General features: G+C 51.2%; 15 protein-coding genes, 1 tRNA gene and 1 pseudogene. 9 read left to right on the top strand and 8 right to left on the bottom strand.

What is annotated here, in order from left to right:
• Positions 1-12 precede the first annotated feature (12 nt).
• Both KIH39_RS12030 and carA read left to right on the top strand, forming a co-directional pair.
• Positions 13-966: a DNA integrity scanning protein DisA nucleotide-binding domain protein gene (locus tag KIH39_RS12030; RefSeq protein ID WP_213499740.1), complete on the top strand. Its 954-nt coding sequence runs from the start codon at positions 13-15 to the stop codon at positions 964-966.
• Positions 967-1,103: 137 nt separating this feature from the next.
• Positions 1,104-2,225, top strand: coding sequence for a glutamine-hydrolyzing carbamoyl-phosphate synthase small subunit (carA, locus tag KIH39_RS12025; protein WP_213499738.1), 1,122 nt, complete (start codon positions 1,104-1,106; stop codon positions 2,223-2,225).
• A 263-nt stretch (positions 2,226-2,488) separates the two neighbouring features.
• Here carA and folK read toward each other — a convergent pair whose 3' ends face one another.
• Together folK and KIH39_RS12015 are read right to left on the bottom strand one after the other, a co-directional pair.
• Positions 2,489-3,694, bottom strand: a complete 1,206-nt coding sequence (gene folK / locus KIH39_RS12020; RefSeq protein ID WP_213499736.1) for a 2-amino-4-hydroxy-6-hydroxymethyldihydropteridine diphosphokinase — start codon at positions 3,692-3,694, stop codon at positions 2,489-2,491.
• Positions 3,695-3,773: 79 nt separating this feature from the next.
• Positions 3,774-3,995, bottom strand: coding sequence for a small basic protein (locus KIH39_RS12015; RefSeq protein ID WP_213499734.1), 222 nt, complete (start codon positions 3,993-3,995; stop codon positions 3,774-3,776).
• A gap of 105 nt (positions 3,996-4,100) precedes the next feature.
• On the opposite strand from KIH39_RS12015, the gene larA reads away from it, so the two are divergent.
• From larA to KIH39_RS27375, 6 genes and pseudogenes are all read left to right on the top strand, one after another.
• Entirely contained in the window at positions 4,101-5,375 is a 1,275-nt protein-coding gene (gene larA / locus KIH39_RS12010) for a nickel-dependent lactate racemase (protein WP_213499732.1), read from the top strand.
• Positions 5,376-5,417: 42 nt separating this feature from the next.
• Positions 5,418-5,504: transfer RNA gene (locus KIH39_RS12005), tRNA-Ser, on the top strand.
• A 640-nt stretch (positions 5,505-6,144) separates the two neighbouring features.
• Complete coding sequence (locus tag KIH39_RS12000) at positions 6,145-7,839, top strand: AIPR family protein (protein WP_213499731.1); 1,695 nt, start codon at positions 6,145-6,147, stop codon at positions 7,837-7,839.
• Between the two features lie 461 nt (positions 7,840-8,300).
• Positions 8,301-8,750, top strand: a complete 450-nt coding sequence (locus KIH39_RS11995) for a DUF4085 family protein (RefSeq protein ID WP_213499729.1) — start codon at positions 8,301-8,303, stop codon at positions 8,748-8,750.
• Between the two features lie 111 nt (positions 8,751-8,861).
• Positions 8,862-9,194, top strand: a complete 333-nt coding sequence (locus tag KIH39_RS11990) for a low molecular weight protein tyrosine phosphatase family protein (RefSeq protein WP_213499727.1) — start codon at positions 8,862-8,864, stop codon at positions 9,192-9,194.
• 207 nt (positions 9,195-9,401) lie between these two features.
• Positions 9,402-9,698: pseudogene (locus KIH39_RS27375) on the top strand (DUF7710 domain-containing protein).
• Between the two features lie 115 nt (positions 9,699-9,813).
• Here the strand turns inward: KIH39_RS27375 and KIH39_RS11985 are convergent.
• Positions 9,814-10,383, bottom strand: coding sequence for a hypothetical protein (locus KIH39_RS11985; protein ID WP_213499726.1), 570 nt, complete (start codon positions 10,381-10,383; stop codon positions 9,814-9,816).
• A gap of 209 nt (positions 10,384-10,592) precedes the next feature.
• On the opposite strand from KIH39_RS11985, the gene KIH39_RS11980 reads away from it, so the two are divergent.
• Entirely contained in the window at positions 10,593-11,678 is a 1,086-nt protein-coding gene (locus KIH39_RS11980) for an IS630 family transposase (RefSeq protein ID WP_213499724.1), read from the top strand.
• Between the two features lie 4 nt (positions 11,679-11,682).
• Here the strand turns inward: KIH39_RS11980 and KIH39_RS11975 are convergent, their stop codons facing one another.
• The 5 genes from KIH39_RS11975 to KIH39_RS11955 all read right to left on the bottom strand — a co-directional run bounded on the left by KIH39_RS11975 (position 11,683) and on the right by KIH39_RS11955 (position 18,340).
• Entirely contained in the window at positions 11,683-12,363 is a 681-nt protein-coding gene (locus KIH39_RS11975) for a hypothetical protein (protein WP_213499722.1), read from the bottom strand.
• 377 nt (positions 12,364-12,740) lie between these two features.
• Positions 12,741-12,941, bottom strand: a complete 201-nt coding sequence (locus KIH39_RS11970; RefSeq protein ID WP_213499721.1) for a hypothetical protein — start codon at positions 12,939-12,941, stop codon at positions 12,741-12,743.
• Between the two features lie 295 nt (positions 12,942-13,236).
• Positions 13,237-13,428: a hypothetical protein gene (locus KIH39_RS11965; RefSeq protein ID WP_213499719.1), complete on the bottom strand. Its 192-nt coding sequence runs from the start codon at positions 13,426-13,428 to the stop codon at positions 13,237-13,239.
• A gap of 573 nt (positions 13,429-14,001) precedes the next feature.
• Complete coding sequence (locus KIH39_RS11960) at positions 14,002-15,408, bottom strand: DUF1501 domain-containing protein (protein ID WP_213499717.1); 1,407 nt, start codon at positions 15,406-15,408, stop codon at positions 14,002-14,004.
• On the bottom strand, positions 15,398-18,340 hold the full coding sequence (locus tag KIH39_RS11955) for a DUF1553 domain-containing protein (protein WP_246539671.1): 2,943 nt from the start codon (positions 18,338-18,340) through the stop codon (positions 15,398-15,400). The genes KIH39_RS11960 and KIH39_RS11955 overlap by 11 nt, the downstream gene beginning before the upstream one ends.
• Positions 18,341-18,461 lie beyond the last annotated feature (121 nt).

Here is an 18,461-nt window from a genome sequence, read left to right as displayed (position 1 = left end):
AAAACGCTAAACATGTCTTTGCCGAAACAGACTCTGGCTCTCCTGCAAGCGGCCCGCGACATCATCAAATCGCAAACCGCGGATGCCATTCTGTTCCTCACCGAGACCTCACTCGATTGGGACGAAGTGAGATCTCATCTGAAAAACTGCCGGTTGATTGTGACCGCCGTAAATGAAGAAACGGCGACCAAATTACGAGCGCGCGAAGATCTGGAAGTCATCGACATCGATCCCGAACCGGTGCCCAGTACGGAACGGATGAGCCTGGCACTTCTGAAGGCGGTAAGTCTCGGAAGAATTCAGCCTGGAGCGCACGTCGTCGTTCTTTACAACGGTATCGCCACGACCGAAGATCGGGCGGAGCACATCGATAGCTTGAGCCTGATCCATCTCGGGGAACACCTGGAGCGACTGACCGCTCAGGATCTCCGCAAACTGGATACCCAGATTCCGCTGGAGACGCTGAAACTGGTAATCGATCTGGCCAGTGAGATTGGCCGGGAAGGGCGGGAAGGAAAGCCGGTTGGCGTGATCTTCGTGGTCGGTGACACCCGAAAGGTTCTCAGCCTTTCAAAGCCGATCAACTTCAATCCTTTTCGCGGCTACAGTGCCGAGGAGCGAGATCTGCGCGATCGCAGGGTACGCGAGCAGATCAAGGATATCGCCCAACTTGATGGGGCGATCATTATCGGTCGCGATGGAGTAGCCGTCGCGGCTTGTATGCTGCTCGAAGTTTCCACCGAGGGAATCGTACTGAACAAGGGCTTCGGCAGCCGGCATGCCGCCGCCGCCGCGATCAGCCAGAAAACGCACGCGATCGCCGTCTGCGTCAGCCAGTCCTCCGGGACCGTTCGGCTCTTCCAGAATGGCGAAGTGGTTCTGCATATCGAACCGCTTTCTCGGCCGCACATCTGGCAGCCGTTCCGACTCGAAACTCAGGAATCGGAAGATGGGGCCGAGGATTGAGGCTTCGCACGAATTTGGGTTTGTCAGTTTTTTGTCAGTTCTTTCAAATACCCGGAACTCTTCATTTGACCTCCCGGCCAATTTGTATATCTCAATAGGAGTTTGCGCCGCACGCGTTGAGAGATATGCACCCGACCATGAGTAAAATTGCTAAGCTGGCCCTCGAAGATGGAACCGTATTCACCGGCAAGGCTTTTGGAGCCACCGGGACCACGACTGGAGAGGTCGTGTTCAATACCAGTATGACCGGCTATCAGGAAACTTTGACCGATCCGTCCTATAAGGGGCAGATCGTCACCATGACTTATCCCCTGATCGGCAATTACGGCATCACCACCGATGACGATGAATCGCAACGGCCACAGGTTGAGGGGTTCATTGTGCGTGAACTCACTCCTTTGCCGAGCAACTTCCGATCGCAGATCGACCTCGATGGCTATCTGAAGAAGAACAATATCATCGGATTGGAGAAAATCGACACTCGAGCCTTGGTTCGACGTTTGCGAGTACGCGGATCACTGACGGGTGTGCTTTCCACCGAAATTCTGGATGATGTGGAACTGACCACGCGGGCCGCCCAACTGCCGGGAATGACCGGCCAGGATATGGTGAAGAAGGTGCTTCCGGAAAAGGCCTTTTCTTGGGACAAAGAAGGGCTTTTGCCGTTGGCCGAGAGTATGATGATGGGCCCTCAGCCCACGACCAAACGCCACGTCGTGGCACTCGATTACGGCATGAAGTGGAACATCGCCCGCTGTTTGACTCAGTCAGGCTGTCGCGTCACAGTGGTGCCCGGAACCGCAAAAGCCGAAGACATTCTGGCTCTGAAACCGGATGGGATTTTTCTCTCGAACGGCCCGGGTGACCCAGCTGCATTGGGCGGCTGCATCGAGACTCTTCAAGAGTTGATCGGTAAACGTCCGATTTTCGGTATTTGTCTGGGCCATCAGCTTTTAGGGCTGGCCCTGGGCGGTAAGACTTTCAAATTGAAATTCGGGCATCGAGGTTCGAACCAACCTGTTTTGAATCAAATTACGGGGAAGGTGGAGATTACCACACAGAATCATGGCTTCGCGGTGGATGCGAATTCTCTGCCGAGCGAAGTGGAAGCGACCCACATCAATCTCAACGATCAGACCCTGGAAGGGCTGCGTCACAAGAAATTGCCCGTCTTCAGCGTGCAGTATCATCCGGAAGCTTCGGCTGGCCCGCATGACAGCAGCTATTTGTTTGAAGACTTTTGGAAAATGATGGGGTGATTGGTTAGTTGGTGGGGCGTGTTCGGTTACCCGGGGTGGCGCTTCTAAATACCCGGGGTGGCGCTTCTAAATACCCGGGGTGGCGCTTCTAAATACCCGAGGTGGCGCTTCTAAATACCCTGGGTGGCGCTGCGCTGACCCCGGGCTGAAATCTGAAATGCCTCCGGCATTTCAAAACAATAAACGAAAAAATGTATTTTTACTCCGGAGGGGCAACGGATCTTAGACCGGAGTTTCCTACCCCGGGCAATTTATGGGTTTTCCTACGTCATCCCACCATTGACGTTAATGACCTGTCCATTGAGATACGCCGCGTCATCCGAACAGAGAAAACTGGCCAGCCGAGCTATATCTTCCGGTAATCCCCAGCGGTGCAGCAAGCTTTCCGAGCGAACGCGTTCCTGCCAGATTTCGGGAGCATTCTCTCCCCAGGCCGTGCGAATCCAACCGGGTGCAATGCAATTGACGCGTACATGGGGAGCTAAGCTTTTCGCAAGGCTTTTCGTGAAACTGTGAATGGCTGATTTAGTAGCGGTGAAGAGTTGGCCGGAGTCTCCTTCCATGCCGAGTTCCGCCTGATCCCAGCCTATCGTGATGATACTACCACCCCGATGAGCTTTCATTGCTTCGCCGGCCTGGCGGGTCATGCGCATACAGGCTGTAACATCCACGGCCAGCAATTCCTGCAGCTTGCGATCAAACGACCAGCGAGCCGCTTCACCTGTCAGAGTGTCCGCACCGGCCACCTGGATCCAGATGTCTAAACCGGAGCGCATTGCCCAGGCCGTCCGAAAAACTTGGTCCTGTTCGGCCGTTTGGGAAAGATCGCCGCGAATGTCTGCCGAGGAACTCCGACCGTGGGTCAATACTATCGCGCCCCGTCGTCTAAATTCGTCGGCGATAGCCTTACCAATTCCCGATGTCGAACCCGCGATAAAAGCCCGTTTGTTTTGAAGATTCTGAGAAGTTTGCGGGGCAGAGCGAGGCCATGCGTCAATGGAACTCGGATCGGCGGGCAATTCCTTCAAGAGTTGCGCGGCCGATTTTTGCAGAATCGGATGAACCACTTGAGGGGCAATCTCCGCCAGGGGAGTCAGAACGAAGGATCGCTCGTGCATGCGGGGATGTGGCAGAATCGGATCGTCCGTTCGGATCAGATCTTCGAAAAGAATGACATCCAGATCAAGCGTGCGCGGGGCATTCGGTTCGGAACGTACTCGGCCCAGCTGTTTTTCAACGGAAAGACAGAGTTGCAGCAGTTGTTCCGGGGTATGCGAGCACTCTACTTGTGCGACCGCGTTCAAATAAGCTGGGGAATCAGCGGGGCCCCCCACGGCGGCTGTTTCGTAGTAGTGCGAAACCTGCGTCAGGCGAAGTCCTGGCTCGGCTCGAAATAGTTCCAGGGCACGATCGAGAAAAAATGCTCGATCTCCCAGATTCCCACCCAAAGCGAGGTAAGCACTGGACATAGCAAGGGTCTGAAAAAGGGAGGGGAATCGACGGGCGAGCGCAAAAATGAAGGGAAGTTGAGACTTCCCCAGAAAATTTTTACTTCTTCTTGTCCTTGGCAGCGCCTTCGTCTTCAGTCTTTTCTTTCTTGGCTTTCTTCAGCACAATCTTGACGACTCGCACTTTGGGCAGGCCAAATGGACTCTGGCCTTCCTTGAATCGATCGCTTTCCTGAAGAGCCAGGATGCGTTCGGATCGCTTCAAAACGCTACGGTTGCGGACCCCGGTGGATTTCCGCTTCAGACTTTTGTCAATACTCATATCCCTGTCCGTTGCTTAAGCTTACCTTACAACAAAAAGTTATTATATAATCGAATCGAGACCGGCAAGCCTTTAGGCCGGTGGGATTCTGGCGAGGTCATTCAAATGCGCGTTAAATTGGACTACGGCAAAACGGGTCTGGAAGTCATTCTTCCGGCCAATCGGACCCTGGAACCCTTGAAAATTGCTGATACGGTGCCTTTGCAGAACCCGGAGGCCGTCCTGGAAGACGCCTTGAAAAACCCGATCGGATCGGCCCCCTTACTTGAATTGGCCCGAGGCAAAAAGTCTGCCTGTGTCGTGATTTGTGACATCACCCGGCCAGTACCCAACAAAATCCTGCTCCCGCCAATATTGCGGACTCTCGAAGCGGGAGGTATCCCCCGGGAAAAAATTTGCATTCTGATCGCCACCGGCCTGCACCGACCCAACGAGGGAGAGGAACTGATCGAACTTGTTGGCGAAGAAATTGCCAAAAATTACATGTGCTACAACCACCATGGCAAGGAGTTGCACGAACACACCTACCTCGGAACCACCGAGATGGGGGTGCCGATCTGGATTGATTCCCACTACGTGAATGCCGACCTCAAAATCACTACCGGTCTGATCGAACCTCATCTGATGGCCGGTTACAGCGGCGGCCGCAAGTTGATCTGCCCGGGTATCGCGGCCCTGGAAACGGTCAAAGTCTGGCACGGGCCTAAGTTCCTGGAGCATCCCAAGGCTGATTGCGGCATCCTCGAAGGCAATCCGGTCCACGAAGAGAACACCCGCATCGCATTGAAGACTGGCTGCGACTTTATCGTAAATGTCTGCATTGATGGGCAGCGCAAGATTACCTGGCTGGGCGCGGGCGACATGATTAAAGCCTGGCACAAGGGAGTGGAGTACATCCAGGATATTGTGAAGGTCGGCGTTCCGGAGCCTTTGGATGTGGTGGTGACTTCCTGTGCCGGGTATCCGCTGGATACCACCTGGTATCAGGCCGTGAAAGGTTTGACCGGAGCATTGCCGATCGTGAAAAAAGGCGGCACCATCATTCTGGCGGCCAGTCTCTCGGAAGGTGTCGGCTCACCAGAGTTCGTTCATTTGATCAAGGACAATCCCGATTTGAAGATTTTCAAGGAACGGATTCTGGGCAGCGATTATTTCGTCATGGATCAGTGGCAGCTAGAAGAGTTGGCCAAGGTGATGGCGCATTGCAAGGTGAAGGTCGTTACTGATGGGTTGACTCCCGAGACGATCCGGGAATGTTTTGCGGAACCGGCCATTAGCGTGGAGCAGGCCGTGGAAGATTGCGTGAAGGAATACGGCGAGAAAACGCGAATTGCCGTGATTCCGAAAGGGCCGTACGTTTTACCTTATGTTAAAGTCTGATCTTCCCGAACCTTGGTTCGGGGTTTAGAATCATTCCTGTACGGAGGGATGGCAGAGTGGTTGATTGCACCGGTCTTGAAAACCGGAGACGCCGTAAGGCGTTCGTGGGTTCGAATCCCTCTCCCTCCGCTTAGTATTGCAGTCACATTTATTTGTTAGTCGCTCGAGATTCTCAATGGCTCGTGGTCGTGAAATCATGACAGACTGGATAGTCGAAGCACTTCGGCTGCTTGGGGGCCGTGGAACTATCCTTGAGATCTCACGACGTGTTTGGGAGATGCATGAGCCTGAGATTCGTGCCGCTGGCGATCTGCTATACGAGTGGCAGTACGAGCTTCGTTGGGCAGGTGATATTCTTCGTCGAGACGGTGTCCTTAGACCTGTCGAAGATGTGCCACGAGGAATTTGGGAATTGGCATAATTGCCAGATCGGGGCAAAAAAATATGGATCACTTGGAAATAAATTTTTTAGTCTGCTCCGAGCAGCTCTGCCCAGTTTTTTAAACACTATTTCGAAAATCTTGAATCAACTATGCAAATTGTCGTTAACAATTTATCAGGGGTTACTCTGAAATTGTGAATGCGAGACAGAGAAAATTACAACAATGATATGAAGGCTACAGGATGGCTAGTTTGTAATAATCGGGTTAGATATTCAATTTTACCCCGCGCTCAGCCTTAGCAGATGTACTCAGACCGTCAGTTTATCACAAGTAACTAACGCAAGTTGATACTGTCAATGAATTAAAGCCTATCCAAAAAACTACCAATGAATCTTAGACAACAAATTATCGCCGATCGAACCGATGCACTTGCAGCCTCATTGGGAATTACTTCTGATGAAGCATTCATGAGAATCGCATGGTCACTCGTCACCGGTAAGAGCATTCACAGCTTCGATCCTGTGGATATAGTTGATGGTGGTCAAGACAAGCAAATTGATATCTTCACCATCGAGCAGCAAAGTGATTCGGCAGACGTCTACATTGTTCAATCTAAGAACAGCGAATCGTTTTCTTCAAACGTACTTGTTCAGATCGGAAATGGTCTAAAATGGGTCTTCCAGCGTCCCCGCAAAGATGTTGACAAATTGCCTAATGCTTCGCTACGTGATAAAATCATCGAGTATCGTGCGCTCCAAAGCAGTATAGGTCCATCGAATATCAGAGTTCACGTTAGCTTCGTTACTATTGGAGAAACGGTTGCGCTCTCCGAAGAGTTCTTCCAAGAACTCAATGGGCTTCGATCAGAATATAGCAACGACACTTTCGAAGAATTTGACATTGAACCAATTGGGGCAGATGAACTCACAAATCTTTCGAAACAACAAGAACGTCAAACCAGACGTGTTGATGCAGCTCTAAAGCTCCGCTACGATACGAACAATCCATCACTTATTAAATATTACGCGCAGGATCTGCAAGGACTTGTGTGTTCGATCCCGGCCTCTGAGATCGGGAAACTCGTAAATGATAATCCGGATGGAGCCGTCTTTGATTTGAATATCAGGCGTTTTTTGGGGAGTCGTGGTGCCGTGAATCGTGATATCCAGGCCACAGCTTCGAACACGAAATCTAGTTATGAATTCTGGTTCCTGAATAACGGCATTACCATCGTATGTGATAAATTTGATCCGGTCACCGATCCTGATAATCCTCATGTCAAGCTCCATAACCTCCAAATAGTGAATGGATGTCAAACTGCAACCACTATCGCCATTGCGTTGAAAGATGGAAAGCTGGCGCCTGATGTGCGCGTTTTGACGCGGATATACCAAACTCAGGATCCGGCACTTGTAAATAAGATCGTACTAACAACAAATAATCAAAACCAAATCAGTAGTCGTGATCTTCGGGCGAATGATCCGATCCAATTAGACATGGAGAAGGCGTTTGGTATTTACCAATACAGCTACGAACGCAAACCTCGGCAGTTCGACGATTCCGATTTCGATGTAAATCGTTTATTCACAAATGAATATGTTGCTCAAGCTTATCTTGCAACAGTGCTTAAGACTCCTTCAGATGCTCGCGCGAGAAAATACAAGGTCTGGGGCGAATCTCATTCCCGCATTTTCTCGGGAAAAGCAGTTGAACCCTACATCATTGCTGCTGTGATAGCGAAGCTTGTTACGAAATGGCTTAGTGAAAGCGGACACAGTAATGATAGAAATGATGTCCGAAGATTGGTCGCTACACGAGGTAGCTTCCACGTTACTCGAATTGCTGCGTATTTGTTTCATGGCTCTGAAAACTGGTATGGAAATCACCAAGATTTAGTCGCAGAGCTTAAGCTACTCGAGGAGGAACCTGAGAAAATCGCGGACTTCATATCACAAGCATTTGAAATGCTTGTGGATATCATTTCAAAATCAACGAGCCTCTCCGGAGATGTCGATAAAGCGCTTAAATCCTCTCAACTCGACCGAGATATTGATCATCTGTTACATGGAAGAGCAAAGTAGCAAAGCGACCCAGAGCTCGCTACACTTTGTGAGGCGATTCAGGTTGCTCGGCGGATGCGCAAGGCTGGCCAAATTAGGCAGTACTACAGATGGATAGGGCTGGTAAGATATTCAGAGTTCTAGCTCGCTTGGCATCGCCGCTAATGAGCCTGATCCTTCAGCGGTAGGAGTTGCTATATGATGGATTCCCCATCACATCGTGTGCATTCTGGCCCGAACCCATCAGTGCTGGGCACTAGTGGTCAAGGTTCTCGCCACAATCCGGTTGTTGCCAGTTACGGGCTACAAGGACTAGCTTGGCTCATCACAGCTTGTTCGCCAACTGACGGAGCTTGTGACCCGGATTCCGAACCCTAAGCAGTACTTGAACGTCGAAGATATAGGTTTTCCTGAGATAGTAGCTTACTTGGCCACCGTCGCTGATGATCTTCAGCATTCGGCGGCGGGAGGATTCTTGATCGATGGTATTTTTCACGCGAGAGATATACCTCGGCCTCCAGCCGTGTTCGGGATGGGAGCGGAAGGCCGCGCGACAGTGGTTACGGAGTGCGAAACTGTACGAACAGTACCTGGCAGCAATGGCCCCGATGCTGCCTCCTTCAGTACGCCGTCTGTGCAAGCAAGGGCTACACGATGGTGTGGTTCAATTTGCGAAATTGTCCGGTTGTGAACTTGTACTGGTGGTCGATACGACCAATGCCCTCAGCGGATTCCGTGGACGGCAGGTGCGGCTCACCTTCCACGGAGTTGTCGGGCGATTCGCGGTGGCCAAGTTGGTTGGCCAGTGGTGGCTGTACGAGGAGGCACATTTGCGGTCGGGTGGCCGATTCTGCTTGTCGGTAATGTTTGATCGCACGGAACTGGACATTGAGGCGGAGGAGTTAGTCATTGAATTGTTGCCCAAACAATAGGACGAACCAGTGTCTGTACACCTGACTTGACGCTCATCGAGCCTACCTTTGGTTTGTCGCTCACTGCTTATTCCAATCGGGGCTTTTCATCGCTGCGATACCGGAGGTGACATGACGAAGCATGTGTTGTTCATTTGCAGCCAGAACCGGCTGCGCAGCCCGACGGCCGAGCAAGTCTTTGCCAATTGGCCGGGCATTGAGACATCTTCGGCGGGTCTGAACAACGATGCGGACAACCCACTCACTCCCGAACTAGTCACTTGGGCAGATATTATCTTCGTGATGGAGAAAGCCCATCGGACAAAACTCTCCGCCAAGTTCAAATCACAACTTAATGGCAAGCGAGTCATCTGTCTCAATATTCCGGACGAGTACGACTACATGGAAGAAAGCCTTGTTCGCCTATTCGAGGCCAAGGTTCCCAGTCACTTGCCGGAGTGTTGAGTCTGAACTGGACTCCGCTTTAATGAGCATTCGAGTCGAGGTCGTTAAGGAAGGGGCGTTGCTAACAGCAGCTGTTGGGCAGTAACTCTCCGGTGAGATAGAATTACGAACTCCCATAACTTTGAATCTATTTCGTTTTGAATGTTTCGAGGCATTTTCCTTCTTGCGAGCGTGAGTTAAAATCGGTTCGAACTTAAAGGAGTTTCGATGGAAAATGTCTGGGTTTTCAACGGAGGAGGTAACTTTACCTCCGGGATATTTACCCGCCGAGAATTGGCAGAGAGCTGGATCTCGAAGCATTTTTTGAGCGGTTGTCTTACCAAGTTTCCACTGGATGTAGGGTTATTCGATTAGGCGATTGATTCAGAGATTTTCAAACCCAAACGGCCAGATCAAGTGGAAGCTCGATTTATCGGTCAATTCACGTCGGCTGCCTTGGAACACTACCATTACGAATCAGGTCAAAACGCCAAATCGATCAGCTGGTCTGATCCATCGGATTAAGCTTATATGATTTTTCGCAGTTAACTTTTATGCCGTAGATGAATGACCTGTTATGTTTGGAAGGCGGTTTACATCTTGGCTCGCGATCCCGTAAAAACCAATCTAGATCTCTCCCCTAATTCATCGACTTCAAGAGCTCCCGACATTCTACGTTGGAGTCGAATCTACATTCCTCTTTCATCCAAGATGGGATGGCGGATTGCCTGGCCAGGTGCTTAATCGCTTTGAATCGACAATTCACACAGGGAGTGTGGGCATAGATGACAACTCCCAATTTCGAGGAGTCGGCGCTGGGATTGATTTCCAGTATATCTTCTATTGCCGAGAGTAACCAATGAAGTTGGTTTAGATCGTCAGGAAGGACCAGAGCTTTCAGAATTCTTTCCTCATCGCCGGGAAAGAAGTTGTAGATGAATAAATCTGCGTTTAGGCAGTCGCTCAGTCCTTTCTCAAGTTCCTTCAGTGCATGCTCCCTTAAAATTGGATGATCGTTCATCGAAAGAGTTTTAAATGCTCGCCAACGGACTTTTTCGTCTGGATGGCGAGTAAGCTCAATGAGTCTCGGATCGAACACTGGCAAAGCTCGATTGGAAAAAACTTCGAGATAGTTGAGAATTACCTTGGGCTTCTCCGCCAGCCAGAGTTGTTTGAGTACTTCATTTAGCTCTTCGGTCTTGGCATTCATGCCCCAGCGGCGAAAGTCCCTAAACTCTTGCCGTTGAGATTCGGCGGCAGCAATGATCTCAGCGGGACCAGTCTTCAATTTTCGGGATATCTCGGCAATAATCCGATTTTTCTCAATCCCTGAACTGGACTGCTCTAGTGTATTGTCTCAGAAATAGCGTTACCTTTAGCTCCTTTTTGCGGTTTACTCTATAGAGAAGGAGAAAACCCATGAAAGTCGCGCTGCCAATTTCGCTGTCCGAGGAGGAACGCCAAACTTTGACTTCTTGGTCTCGGGGACGAAGTACTCCCGCTCGGCTGGTCCTGCGGGCGAAGATCATACTCGCGGCGGCCGCGGGTGTACGGAACAAGGACATTGCTGAGGAATGCGGCACGTCGAAGCCCACGGTGGCGCGCTGGCGGACCCGATTTGCGAAGCTGCGTTTGGCGGGTATCGAACGGGACGCTTCGCGGCCGGGTCGAACGCCAGCGATCAGCGGGAAAGTCGTCGAAGAAATTCTCCGAAAGACCACTCAGGAGAAACCATCCGGTGCGACTCATTGGAGCACACGAACGATGGCCCAAGAGGTAGGAGTGAGCAAAGCCACCGTGCAGCGGGTCTGGTCGTCCCACGGTCTGAAGCCTCATTTGCATAAGACCTTCAAGGTATCGAATGATCCTCAATTCGCCGAGAAACTGTGGGATGTAGTGGGCTTGTACTTGAACCCTCCCGAGCACGCCCTGGTGCTGAGTTGCGATGAGAAGAGTCAGATACAAGCCCTTGATCGCACGCAAAAAAGCTTGCCGATGGTACCCGGCCGTTGCGGCACTCTGACTCACGATTACATTCGTCACGGCACCACCACTCTGTTCGCGGCTTTGAACGTGGCGGAAGGAGTAGTAATTGGCGAATGCATGCCGCGACATCGACACCAGGAATGGATCAAGTTTCTCAAGCGGATCGATGCCGCCACCGATCCGGCCTTGGACTTGCATTTGATCGTGGACAATTATGCCACGCACAAGCATCCCAAGGTTCGGCGTTGGTTGGCCCGACATCCTCGATTCCACATGCATTTCACCCCCACGAGCAGTTCCTGGATGAATCTGGTGGAGCGTTGGTTTCGCGACTTGACGGACAAACGACTGCGTCGAGGCACATTTCGAAGTGTGCCGCAATTAATCCAGGCGATTGAAGACTACATCGATCATCACAACAACACAGGAAAAGGATTCCAATGGACCGCCAAAGCCGAGGCTATTCTGGAGAAAGTTCGACGGGCTAGAGCTACCTTGGATAAAACATCTTCTGTGTGAGACACTACACTAGCTTGTTCATTCGAATGGGATTTTGTGGGGCCGATTGCGATGGTACAAGTGCCTTTTGTTCTGGTGTTTGTTTCCAGATTGCTCTAAATCGAATGATGTTCTCATCGGAGGATTCTTCAAGTAACGTTTCGACCCGCTTCTCCCCAAAGCGATCGACTGCATCCTCAACAAAATAACGATCTTTCCATTCCCAATCTCGAGTTGCGTATTCGATACCTCTGAGTCGTGTAAGAAAAAGAAATCCTTTTTCGCCTTCCACATCGAGAAGTTCTTTCTCGCCTAAATGGGAGTCCGAGGAAAATGGTTTTTGTTCTACTATTCGATACAAACTGGTGCGAAATTCATCGTCTCCGCCCTTGGCATAAAACTTGGCCAGCTCGCTTAATTGGATCACTGCGCGTGCATCCGTCGGATTTTCCAAGGCTCTTAGAATGGGATTTCGGAAGTGGCCGGTTGAAGAAGTTGCCTCGAGAAGTTCCCATAGCCATGAGCTTCTGGATGGCTCACACATCGTGTCGAATACGTGATTTTCCAGGCAAGCATTCAGTAAAATTTCATTCTCAAGTCGACCGGTCAAAGCCCAATTCATCGCTCTTCCTAAACCCTTGCGCAAAGCGTCCATTTGCTGATCATTGTTTGGATTAGGCGGCGGTGAAAAATCATCCCATTCCATAGATTTCGCCTCAAATTCTTGGCTGAGTATTCATGAAACAGCAACACATGAAGCTGCGGATTATATTCTGTCCCGATTAACAGACAGAGCATGGAATGCTGACTAGAGGTTCGGGAAAATTTGGAACGTGTCAAACAAAGTTGTGAGTGAAGCAAAGACAATATTTTTGATTATAGTAGATCCAAAAAGTTTACCTGTTGAGATTCGCTGAATTTAAATCCCATCGAAATAATAAACCGGTATCGAACTGAGTTGGAGAGAGGTTGGGTTGAGGTGGTACTCGATGAGAGGAAAAGCGTGAGTTGAGAATAAGCTCTTGATTCAAGTTAAGTGGCATTTTGAACAGCTTCCAAGCTCAGTCAAGCCTCCTGAATTCCTCATCCCAGCGGAACCGTTTTTTTCTTGCGCTCGAACTTCTTCTTCTTGTCCCAGCGGGGACTTTTACAGCTAGGGCAGACGTGCGGACGCTCGGCAGTATGGGGAACCCATTCATGGCCGCAACGGCAGCGACAGCCCATGATCCAAACCATTCCTAACTGCTTGGTGTCCGACGTGGCTACTTCCCCAGCTTCAGGCATTAACTCAGCTCCTCGACTCATGGCGAACTGATAATTGACACAATACAGTCCGTTTACTGGCGAAAACGATCACCAGATCCGGGGCATCGTGAGAGATTTTGAATCAGCACCCATCGAAAACAATTCTCGGCCGCCTCGTCCCTGGGCTAAGACCTTAGAATCATTCTCCGTGGTGCACGAAAAAGATAGTAGGAAATTCTGCGATTTGAGCTAGGGAAATTTTCTCAGGGGAATCAAAAAACCTCTCACCCGAAAAGGCAGTACATTGGTCAAAATTTCCAGTTGGACCTGACACTCAACTGGCAAGATCTGGAGATTTCGGGCCCTGCGGTTTATCCCAATCCCAACTTTTGCACTTGGGACAATGCTCCGGACGAGTCGTTCCCTGGTAGGCCCACTCGTAGCCGCAGTGGCAGCGACAACCGGCTATGGGAACTCGGCCTATAGGTTTTTTTTGCTCGGCGGCTTTCTTCTTGTTGATCGTCATCGTCTCACTGGGGTGATTTGCAAGCGGAAAGCTACTATCTGTATATACTAGAATGCAATTTTCACGCTGCGCGGTCTCTCGACGGCTTTTTATATATTAAAACTATATACTTTTAAGAACCATATCAGGTATTAGATTCCTTGCTCAAATTCTCCGGCAACAAGCGGTCTTAACCTTTTCAGGAATCAATAATTGCATTCACTGAACTCGCGAACGGCGAATATCGATTCCATCATTTTTTTGCGAATTGCGAACCTGAATCTTGATTCTTTTTCGAACTAAAGGGGATAAGGAAGGAGCAGTCTCGCGCGTTGTGACGGATGTACGCACAAGATTGGTAGCAGTTATCTAACTTCCTGCAGCGTAGGAATTAAGAGCGAAACTAGACAAGATGAATTGGAGCGTGGATCGGCTGATGAGTGTTGGATCAAACGCTCATTCGATCGAATTGTGATCGCGTCATTATCCTTTGATAACGCCGGCTACATAGCTAGCGAAAGCAAAAATTCAGTTATTCCTGGAGCGTTGGATGCCAGAAAATTGAAATTCAGAAAAGGGCAAAAAATTTCACTCTCAGCTTAAGAGGCCCTTGATGACTTCCCCATGGACGTTGGTCAGTCGGCGTTTGATTCCATTGTGGTAATAAGTCAGCCGGGTATGGTCGATTCCCAGAAGGTGCAGCACGGTTGCATGGAAATCGTACCAGGTGGTTACCTGTTCTACGGCTTTCCAGCCGATCGAATCGGTGGCTCCATAAGCGATTCCTTTCTTCAAACCCGCACCGGCCAACCAGACCGTGAAGCCATACTGATTATGGTCCCGTCCTTTACCGACTGTATCGGAACCGGACTGCGTGAAAGGTGTACGGCCGAATTCACTAGTGCATAAGATCAACGTGTCGTCCAGCATTCCGCGACGACGTAAATCCTTGATCAGAGCGGCAATCGGCTGATCGACGCGAATAGCTTCCCGATTGTGATTCTCCTTCATGTCCTCATGGCCATCCCAGTTAATGCGGGGAGATCCGAAAGCTCCCCCGGAGAATAGCTGAACGAATCGAACGCCCTGTTCCAGCAACCGGCGGGCCAACAGACAGCTTCTTCCGAAGTCCTGCGTTTCCGTTCGATTCAGGCCGTAAAGTTCCTTGGTTTTCGTATCCTCTTTGGAAAGATCGGTCACGCGCGGCACGGCCAGCTGCATCTTGGCCGCCAGTTCATAGGCTTTGATGCGCGCGGCCAGTTCATCGTTGGCCGGGTGCTCCTGCAGATCGAGGACGTTAAGTTTCGATTGAAGTTCTCGGGCGGCCTTGTCCGAATTCCGATCCAAGGGCAAAGCTGGGAAAAGGTCTCGCACCACGGGGCCAGAGCTTTGAAACATCACACCCTGATGTTGAGCCGGTAGAAAGCCATTCGACCAGTTGATGGTACCGCCTGCGGGCAGTCCACGGGTGTCGGGAAGTACGACGAACGCCGGGAGATCATCCGCCTCATTACCCAAACCGTAGGAAAGCCAGGAACCCAGAGCCGGATAGCCGTTGAACCGAAAGCCACTATTTTCCTGGAAGGTCGCTGGTGTATGACTGGACGATTCCGCGACCATCGAGCGAACAATGGTTAACTCGTCGGCGACTTCCGCGAGTCGTGGGAACAGTTCGGAAATCCAGAGTCCACTCTGCCCGCGCTGCTTGAATTCCCAGTCCTGTTTTCGCAACAATCCCACTTGTCCAAAAAACACATCGGGCCGTTCAGTTCCCCCGAGCGGTTTCCCATGCCGTTTCGCCAGTTCCGGCTTGTAATCGAAAGTGTCGATCTGGCTGACTCCCCCGCAGAAGCAGAGGTGGATCACCCGTTTAGCCTTGGCGGGGAAGTGATTCGGCGTTGCCCCGGCATCGCGGAGGACTAGCGAAAGCGCTGCCGTAGCTCCGATCCCTTGCAGAGAGAAGGATAGAAAATCGCGTCGCTGAATAGGGTTAGTGAACATAGAGAAATCCATTCGAATTCAGTAGAGCTCTGCAAAAAGGCGTCAGACCATATTGGGCGATCACTTCCCGACTGGCCGTCAATTCCGCTTCTTTCGGTAAGCGGCCATACGCCAATTGGAACCCGAGCCGGATTCGTTCGTCCGGAGCTTTGTTGGCTTGTTTCTCCAACCGCTCGGCGAACTGTTCCGACATGCGGATGGTAAACGAATTATTCATCAAAGAGAGGGCTTGCAGGGGCGTAGTCGTGCTTCCCCGTTTGGGCGTAGTAGTCGAGGGATCTGGACAGTCAAAGGTGTCGAGCAGCGGATTGCGGCCGCCGCGTGCGGTCATCCGATAGATACTGCGACGATTGAATTCCTCGCCGACTGGATCGATCGGTTCGTAAAACCAGGATCCCTTGGCAAAGTAAGGGCGTACATCCTTATAGCTCTCGCCTCCCATTTCCAGATTGAGTTTGCCGGCGATGGAAAGAATGGCATCCCGAAGGGCTTCGGCTTCGAGTCTGTGAGGAGCATACCGCCAGAGCAATCGGTTATCCGCATCTAGCTTTAGGGCTTCGGCACGACTGGAAGAGTCCTGTTTGTAAGTTTCTGAGTTGAGAATTAAGCGATGAAGCTCCTTGAGGCTCCATTTCTTGGCCATGAATTCGCTCGCTAACCAATCGAGTAGTTCTCGATGGCTGGGTTCGCCGCCGCTGAACCCTAAATCGTTGGGCGTATCGATCAAACCCCGTCCAAAATGGTAGAGCCAGACTCGATTGACAAGGGTGCGAGCGAATAGCGGGTTCTTTTCACTCGCGATCCAGTCAGCCAATTTGCTCCGACGAGTTGCTTCCGGTGCATCGGGTTTCAAATGCAAATCGTTCTCGGGAAGTAAGCTCAATCCACCGGCGGAAATCAATTCCGCTTTCTCTTTCGGATTACCCCGTTTCAGACGGTAGGTCAGAGGCGGGGATTGAGGGAGGATCCCAAAGGTTTTTTGATTTTTGAGATTTTCTAGCCGGGCTTCCGCGTCTCGGAGTGCCGTTTGCCATTGAGTTCGCTTCAGTCGTTGCTCCGGGGAAAGATTCTCCAACAATTCCTTTTCGGATAGAAAATCCGTCGAACCGGCTGAGGCTGCGATTTCTTCCGGAGAGAGTGCGCGATCATAAATGTTGGCGCGGGCAATTGAGCCGAACAGGAGTTTGCCCGCCTGGGCCGGGGCATGACGCAAGCCCAGGACAATTTGAAAATTCCCCTCTTTGGAAAAACTCAGGGGATTTTCCACGCGATAACTCTTACCGTATGCAACACCTTGTCGATAAGCCGTGATCGTGCCATCCGCTCCGTAAGTTAAAGCGACATGCACAAACTCTTTTTGAGCCTCGCCTTCATGAGATCCCTGCAGCGAGTGCGTTCTGCGATAAAATTCGCTACCTGCGATCCAGCGACCTGGCTCGGTTTCGCCGAATACCAGACAATCGAAACTGCCACCATCCGTGGCTTGAATGCCGATAATGCCGCCGCCCCGTTGTTCGAGATTGTCGAGTTTCACCCACGCTTCCAAAGTTTTCGCTTTGAGAGAAACCGGCAATGGAGCGGAGACCAGATAGGATTTTCCATCGAGACGAAGGGCATTATTCTCGATTCGGGCCGAGCCGTGCAGTTTACTTGGGGTTCCAGAGATCAGTTCCTCCGGTCCTTTGGAAAAGTCCCAGGAGGCGATCGCCTTTGGAGGTTTTGCGATACCGACTTTTCGCGCCGTGCGATTTTTTTGAACTTGTTCGCGAGCGATCGCATCCAGTTTTCGAATGTCGTTCTTCAGCGTTTCAATTTGCTTGACCAAATCGCTTGGGATAGCTTGGGGAAGATTTCGTTCTCCACGGCGTACGCCAGCCAGGGCCGCGGCCAGACGATAATAATCGGCTTGTCGAATCGGGTCGAACTTATGATCGTGACAGCGGGCGCAATTCACCGTCAGACCGAGAAATGATTGGCCGACAATTCCTACGAGATCTTCCAGTTCATCTTGCCGCATGATCTGTTGCATGGTTTCGCCGGCAGGCAGCAAGCTATCGTGTGCTCCACCCACCAAAAAACCGGTCGCCACCACTGCCGCGGCATTCTGCGGCTGAATCACATCCCCGGCAATCTGCAGTTTGGCGAATTGATCATAGGGAAGATCTTCATTCAGCGCTTGGATCACCCAGTCGCGATATCGCCAGGCGTTCGGCCGCATTCGGTCATATTCGAAACCATCACTCTCTCCGAAGTGGGCCACATCGAGCCAATGTCGGGCCCAGCGTTCGCCATAACGTGGGGACGCGAGCAACCGGTCTACTAATTGGGTGTAAGCTTCCGGTGATTTATCTTGCAAGAAGTTCTGAATTTCTTCGGGTGTGGGAGGCAAGCCGATCAGGTCGAAGGTGACGCGCCGAATTAAAGTCCGCCGATCCACCGGAGGAGAAGGCTTCAGCTTTTTCTCGGCAAGTTTCGCCTGAATGAAAGCGTCAATCGGGTGCAAATTCTTCGCGGGGACCGTAGGGCGGACAATCGGCTGAAAAGACCACCAGTCATAACCGGCGCGGGAAGAAGTGGAATAAGCATAGGCATCGATCGTTTCGGTTCCCCAGGGAGAACCGCGTTCGATCCATTGTTTCAGGAGTCGCTTTTCCTCCGCGGCGAGCGGATGTTTGGGAGGCATCTCGTCGGCTTCAATTTTCTGCCAGAGCAGGCTTTCCGACGGCTTGCTGGCGACCACCGCGGGCCCATTGTCCCCTCCCTGCAGGAATCCTTTTTTCGTTGACAGATCGAGTTTGGCTTTGGCTTCCGGGCCGCTATGGCAGTCCAGACAACGGGATGCTAGGATCGGCGCGATGCTGCTATCGAAAGCTTTGGGCTCGTCCGCAGCACAAAGGCCGGGCAGAAATAGAAAGAAGCTGAGTAAACGCATGAAAAAATACCTGAAACAAAAGATGCTTTTACCCATCGACTGGCGGGATTTCGATTGCGGCGGGTCGTACATGAGTGTCCAACATTTTCGCCTTAAACTCAAGTGCAAAACTCATTTTCCT

The organism is Telmatocola sphagniphila (assembly GCF_018398935.1).
GTDB lineage: Bacteria > Planctomycetota > Planctomycetia > Gemmatales > Gemmataceae > Telmatocola > Telmatocola sphagniphila.
This window is presented reverse-complemented; position numbering and strand designations above follow the sequence as displayed.

What these genes read in the sequence shown, in the direction of transcription:
- KIH39_RS12030 (WP_213499740.1), top strand. Translation starts at nt 13, where the DNA reads ATGTCTTTGCCGAAACAGACTCTGGCTCTCCTGCAAGCGGCCCGCGAC.
- carA (WP_213499738.1), top strand. Translation starts at nt 1,104, where the DNA reads ATGAGTAAAATTGCTAAGCTGGCCCTCGAAGATGGAACCGTATTCACC.
- folK (WP_213499736.1), bottom strand. Translation starts at nt 3,694, where the DNA reads ATGTCCAGTGCTTACCTCGCTTTGGGTGGGAATCTGGGAGATCGAGCA.
- KIH39_RS12015 (WP_213499734.1), bottom strand. Translation starts at nt 3,995, where the DNA reads ATGAGTATTGACAAAAGTCTGAAGCGGAAATCCACCGGGGTCCGCAAC.
- larA (WP_213499732.1), top strand. Translation starts at nt 4,101, where the DNA reads ATGCGCGTTAAATTGGACTACGGCAAAACGGGTCTGGAAGTCATTCTT.
- KIH39_RS12000 (WP_213499731.1), top strand. Translation starts at nt 6,145, where the DNA reads ATGAATCTTAGACAACAAATTATCGCCGATCGAACCGATGCACTTGCA.
- KIH39_RS11995 (WP_213499729.1), top strand. Translation starts at nt 8,301, where the DNA reads ATGGTATTTTTCACGCGAGAGATATACCTCGGCCTCCAGCCGTGTTCG.
- KIH39_RS11990 (WP_213499727.1), top strand. Translation starts at nt 8,862, where the DNA reads ATGACGAAGCATGTGTTGTTCATTTGCAGCCAGAACCGGCTGCGCAGC.
- KIH39_RS11985 (WP_213499726.1), bottom strand. Translation starts at nt 10,383, where the DNA reads ATGAATGCCAAGACCGAAGAGCTAAATGAAGTACTCAAACAACTCTGG.
- KIH39_RS11980 (WP_213499724.1), top strand. Translation starts at nt 10,593, where the DNA reads ATGAAAGTCGCGCTGCCAATTTCGCTGTCCGAGGAGGAACGCCAAACT.
- KIH39_RS11975 (WP_213499722.1), bottom strand. Translation starts at nt 12,363, where the DNA reads ATGGAATGGGATGATTTTTCACCGCCGCCTAATCCAAACAATGATCAG.
- KIH39_RS11970 (WP_213499721.1), bottom strand. Translation starts at nt 12,941, where the DNA reads ATGCCTGAAGCTGGGGAAGTAGCCACGTCGGACACCAAGCAGTTAGGA.
- KIH39_RS11965 (WP_213499719.1), bottom strand. Translation starts at nt 13,428, where the DNA reads ATGACGATCAACAAGAAGAAAGCCGCCGAGCAAAAAAAACCTATAGGC.
- KIH39_RS11960 (WP_213499717.1), bottom strand. Translation starts at nt 15,408, where the DNA reads ATGTTCACTAACCCTATTCAGCGACGCGATTTTCTATCCTTCTCTCTG.
- KIH39_RS11955 (WP_246539671.1), bottom strand. Translation starts at nt 18,340, where the DNA reads ATGCGTTTACTCAGCTTCTTTCTATTTCTGCCCGGCCTTTGTGCTGCG.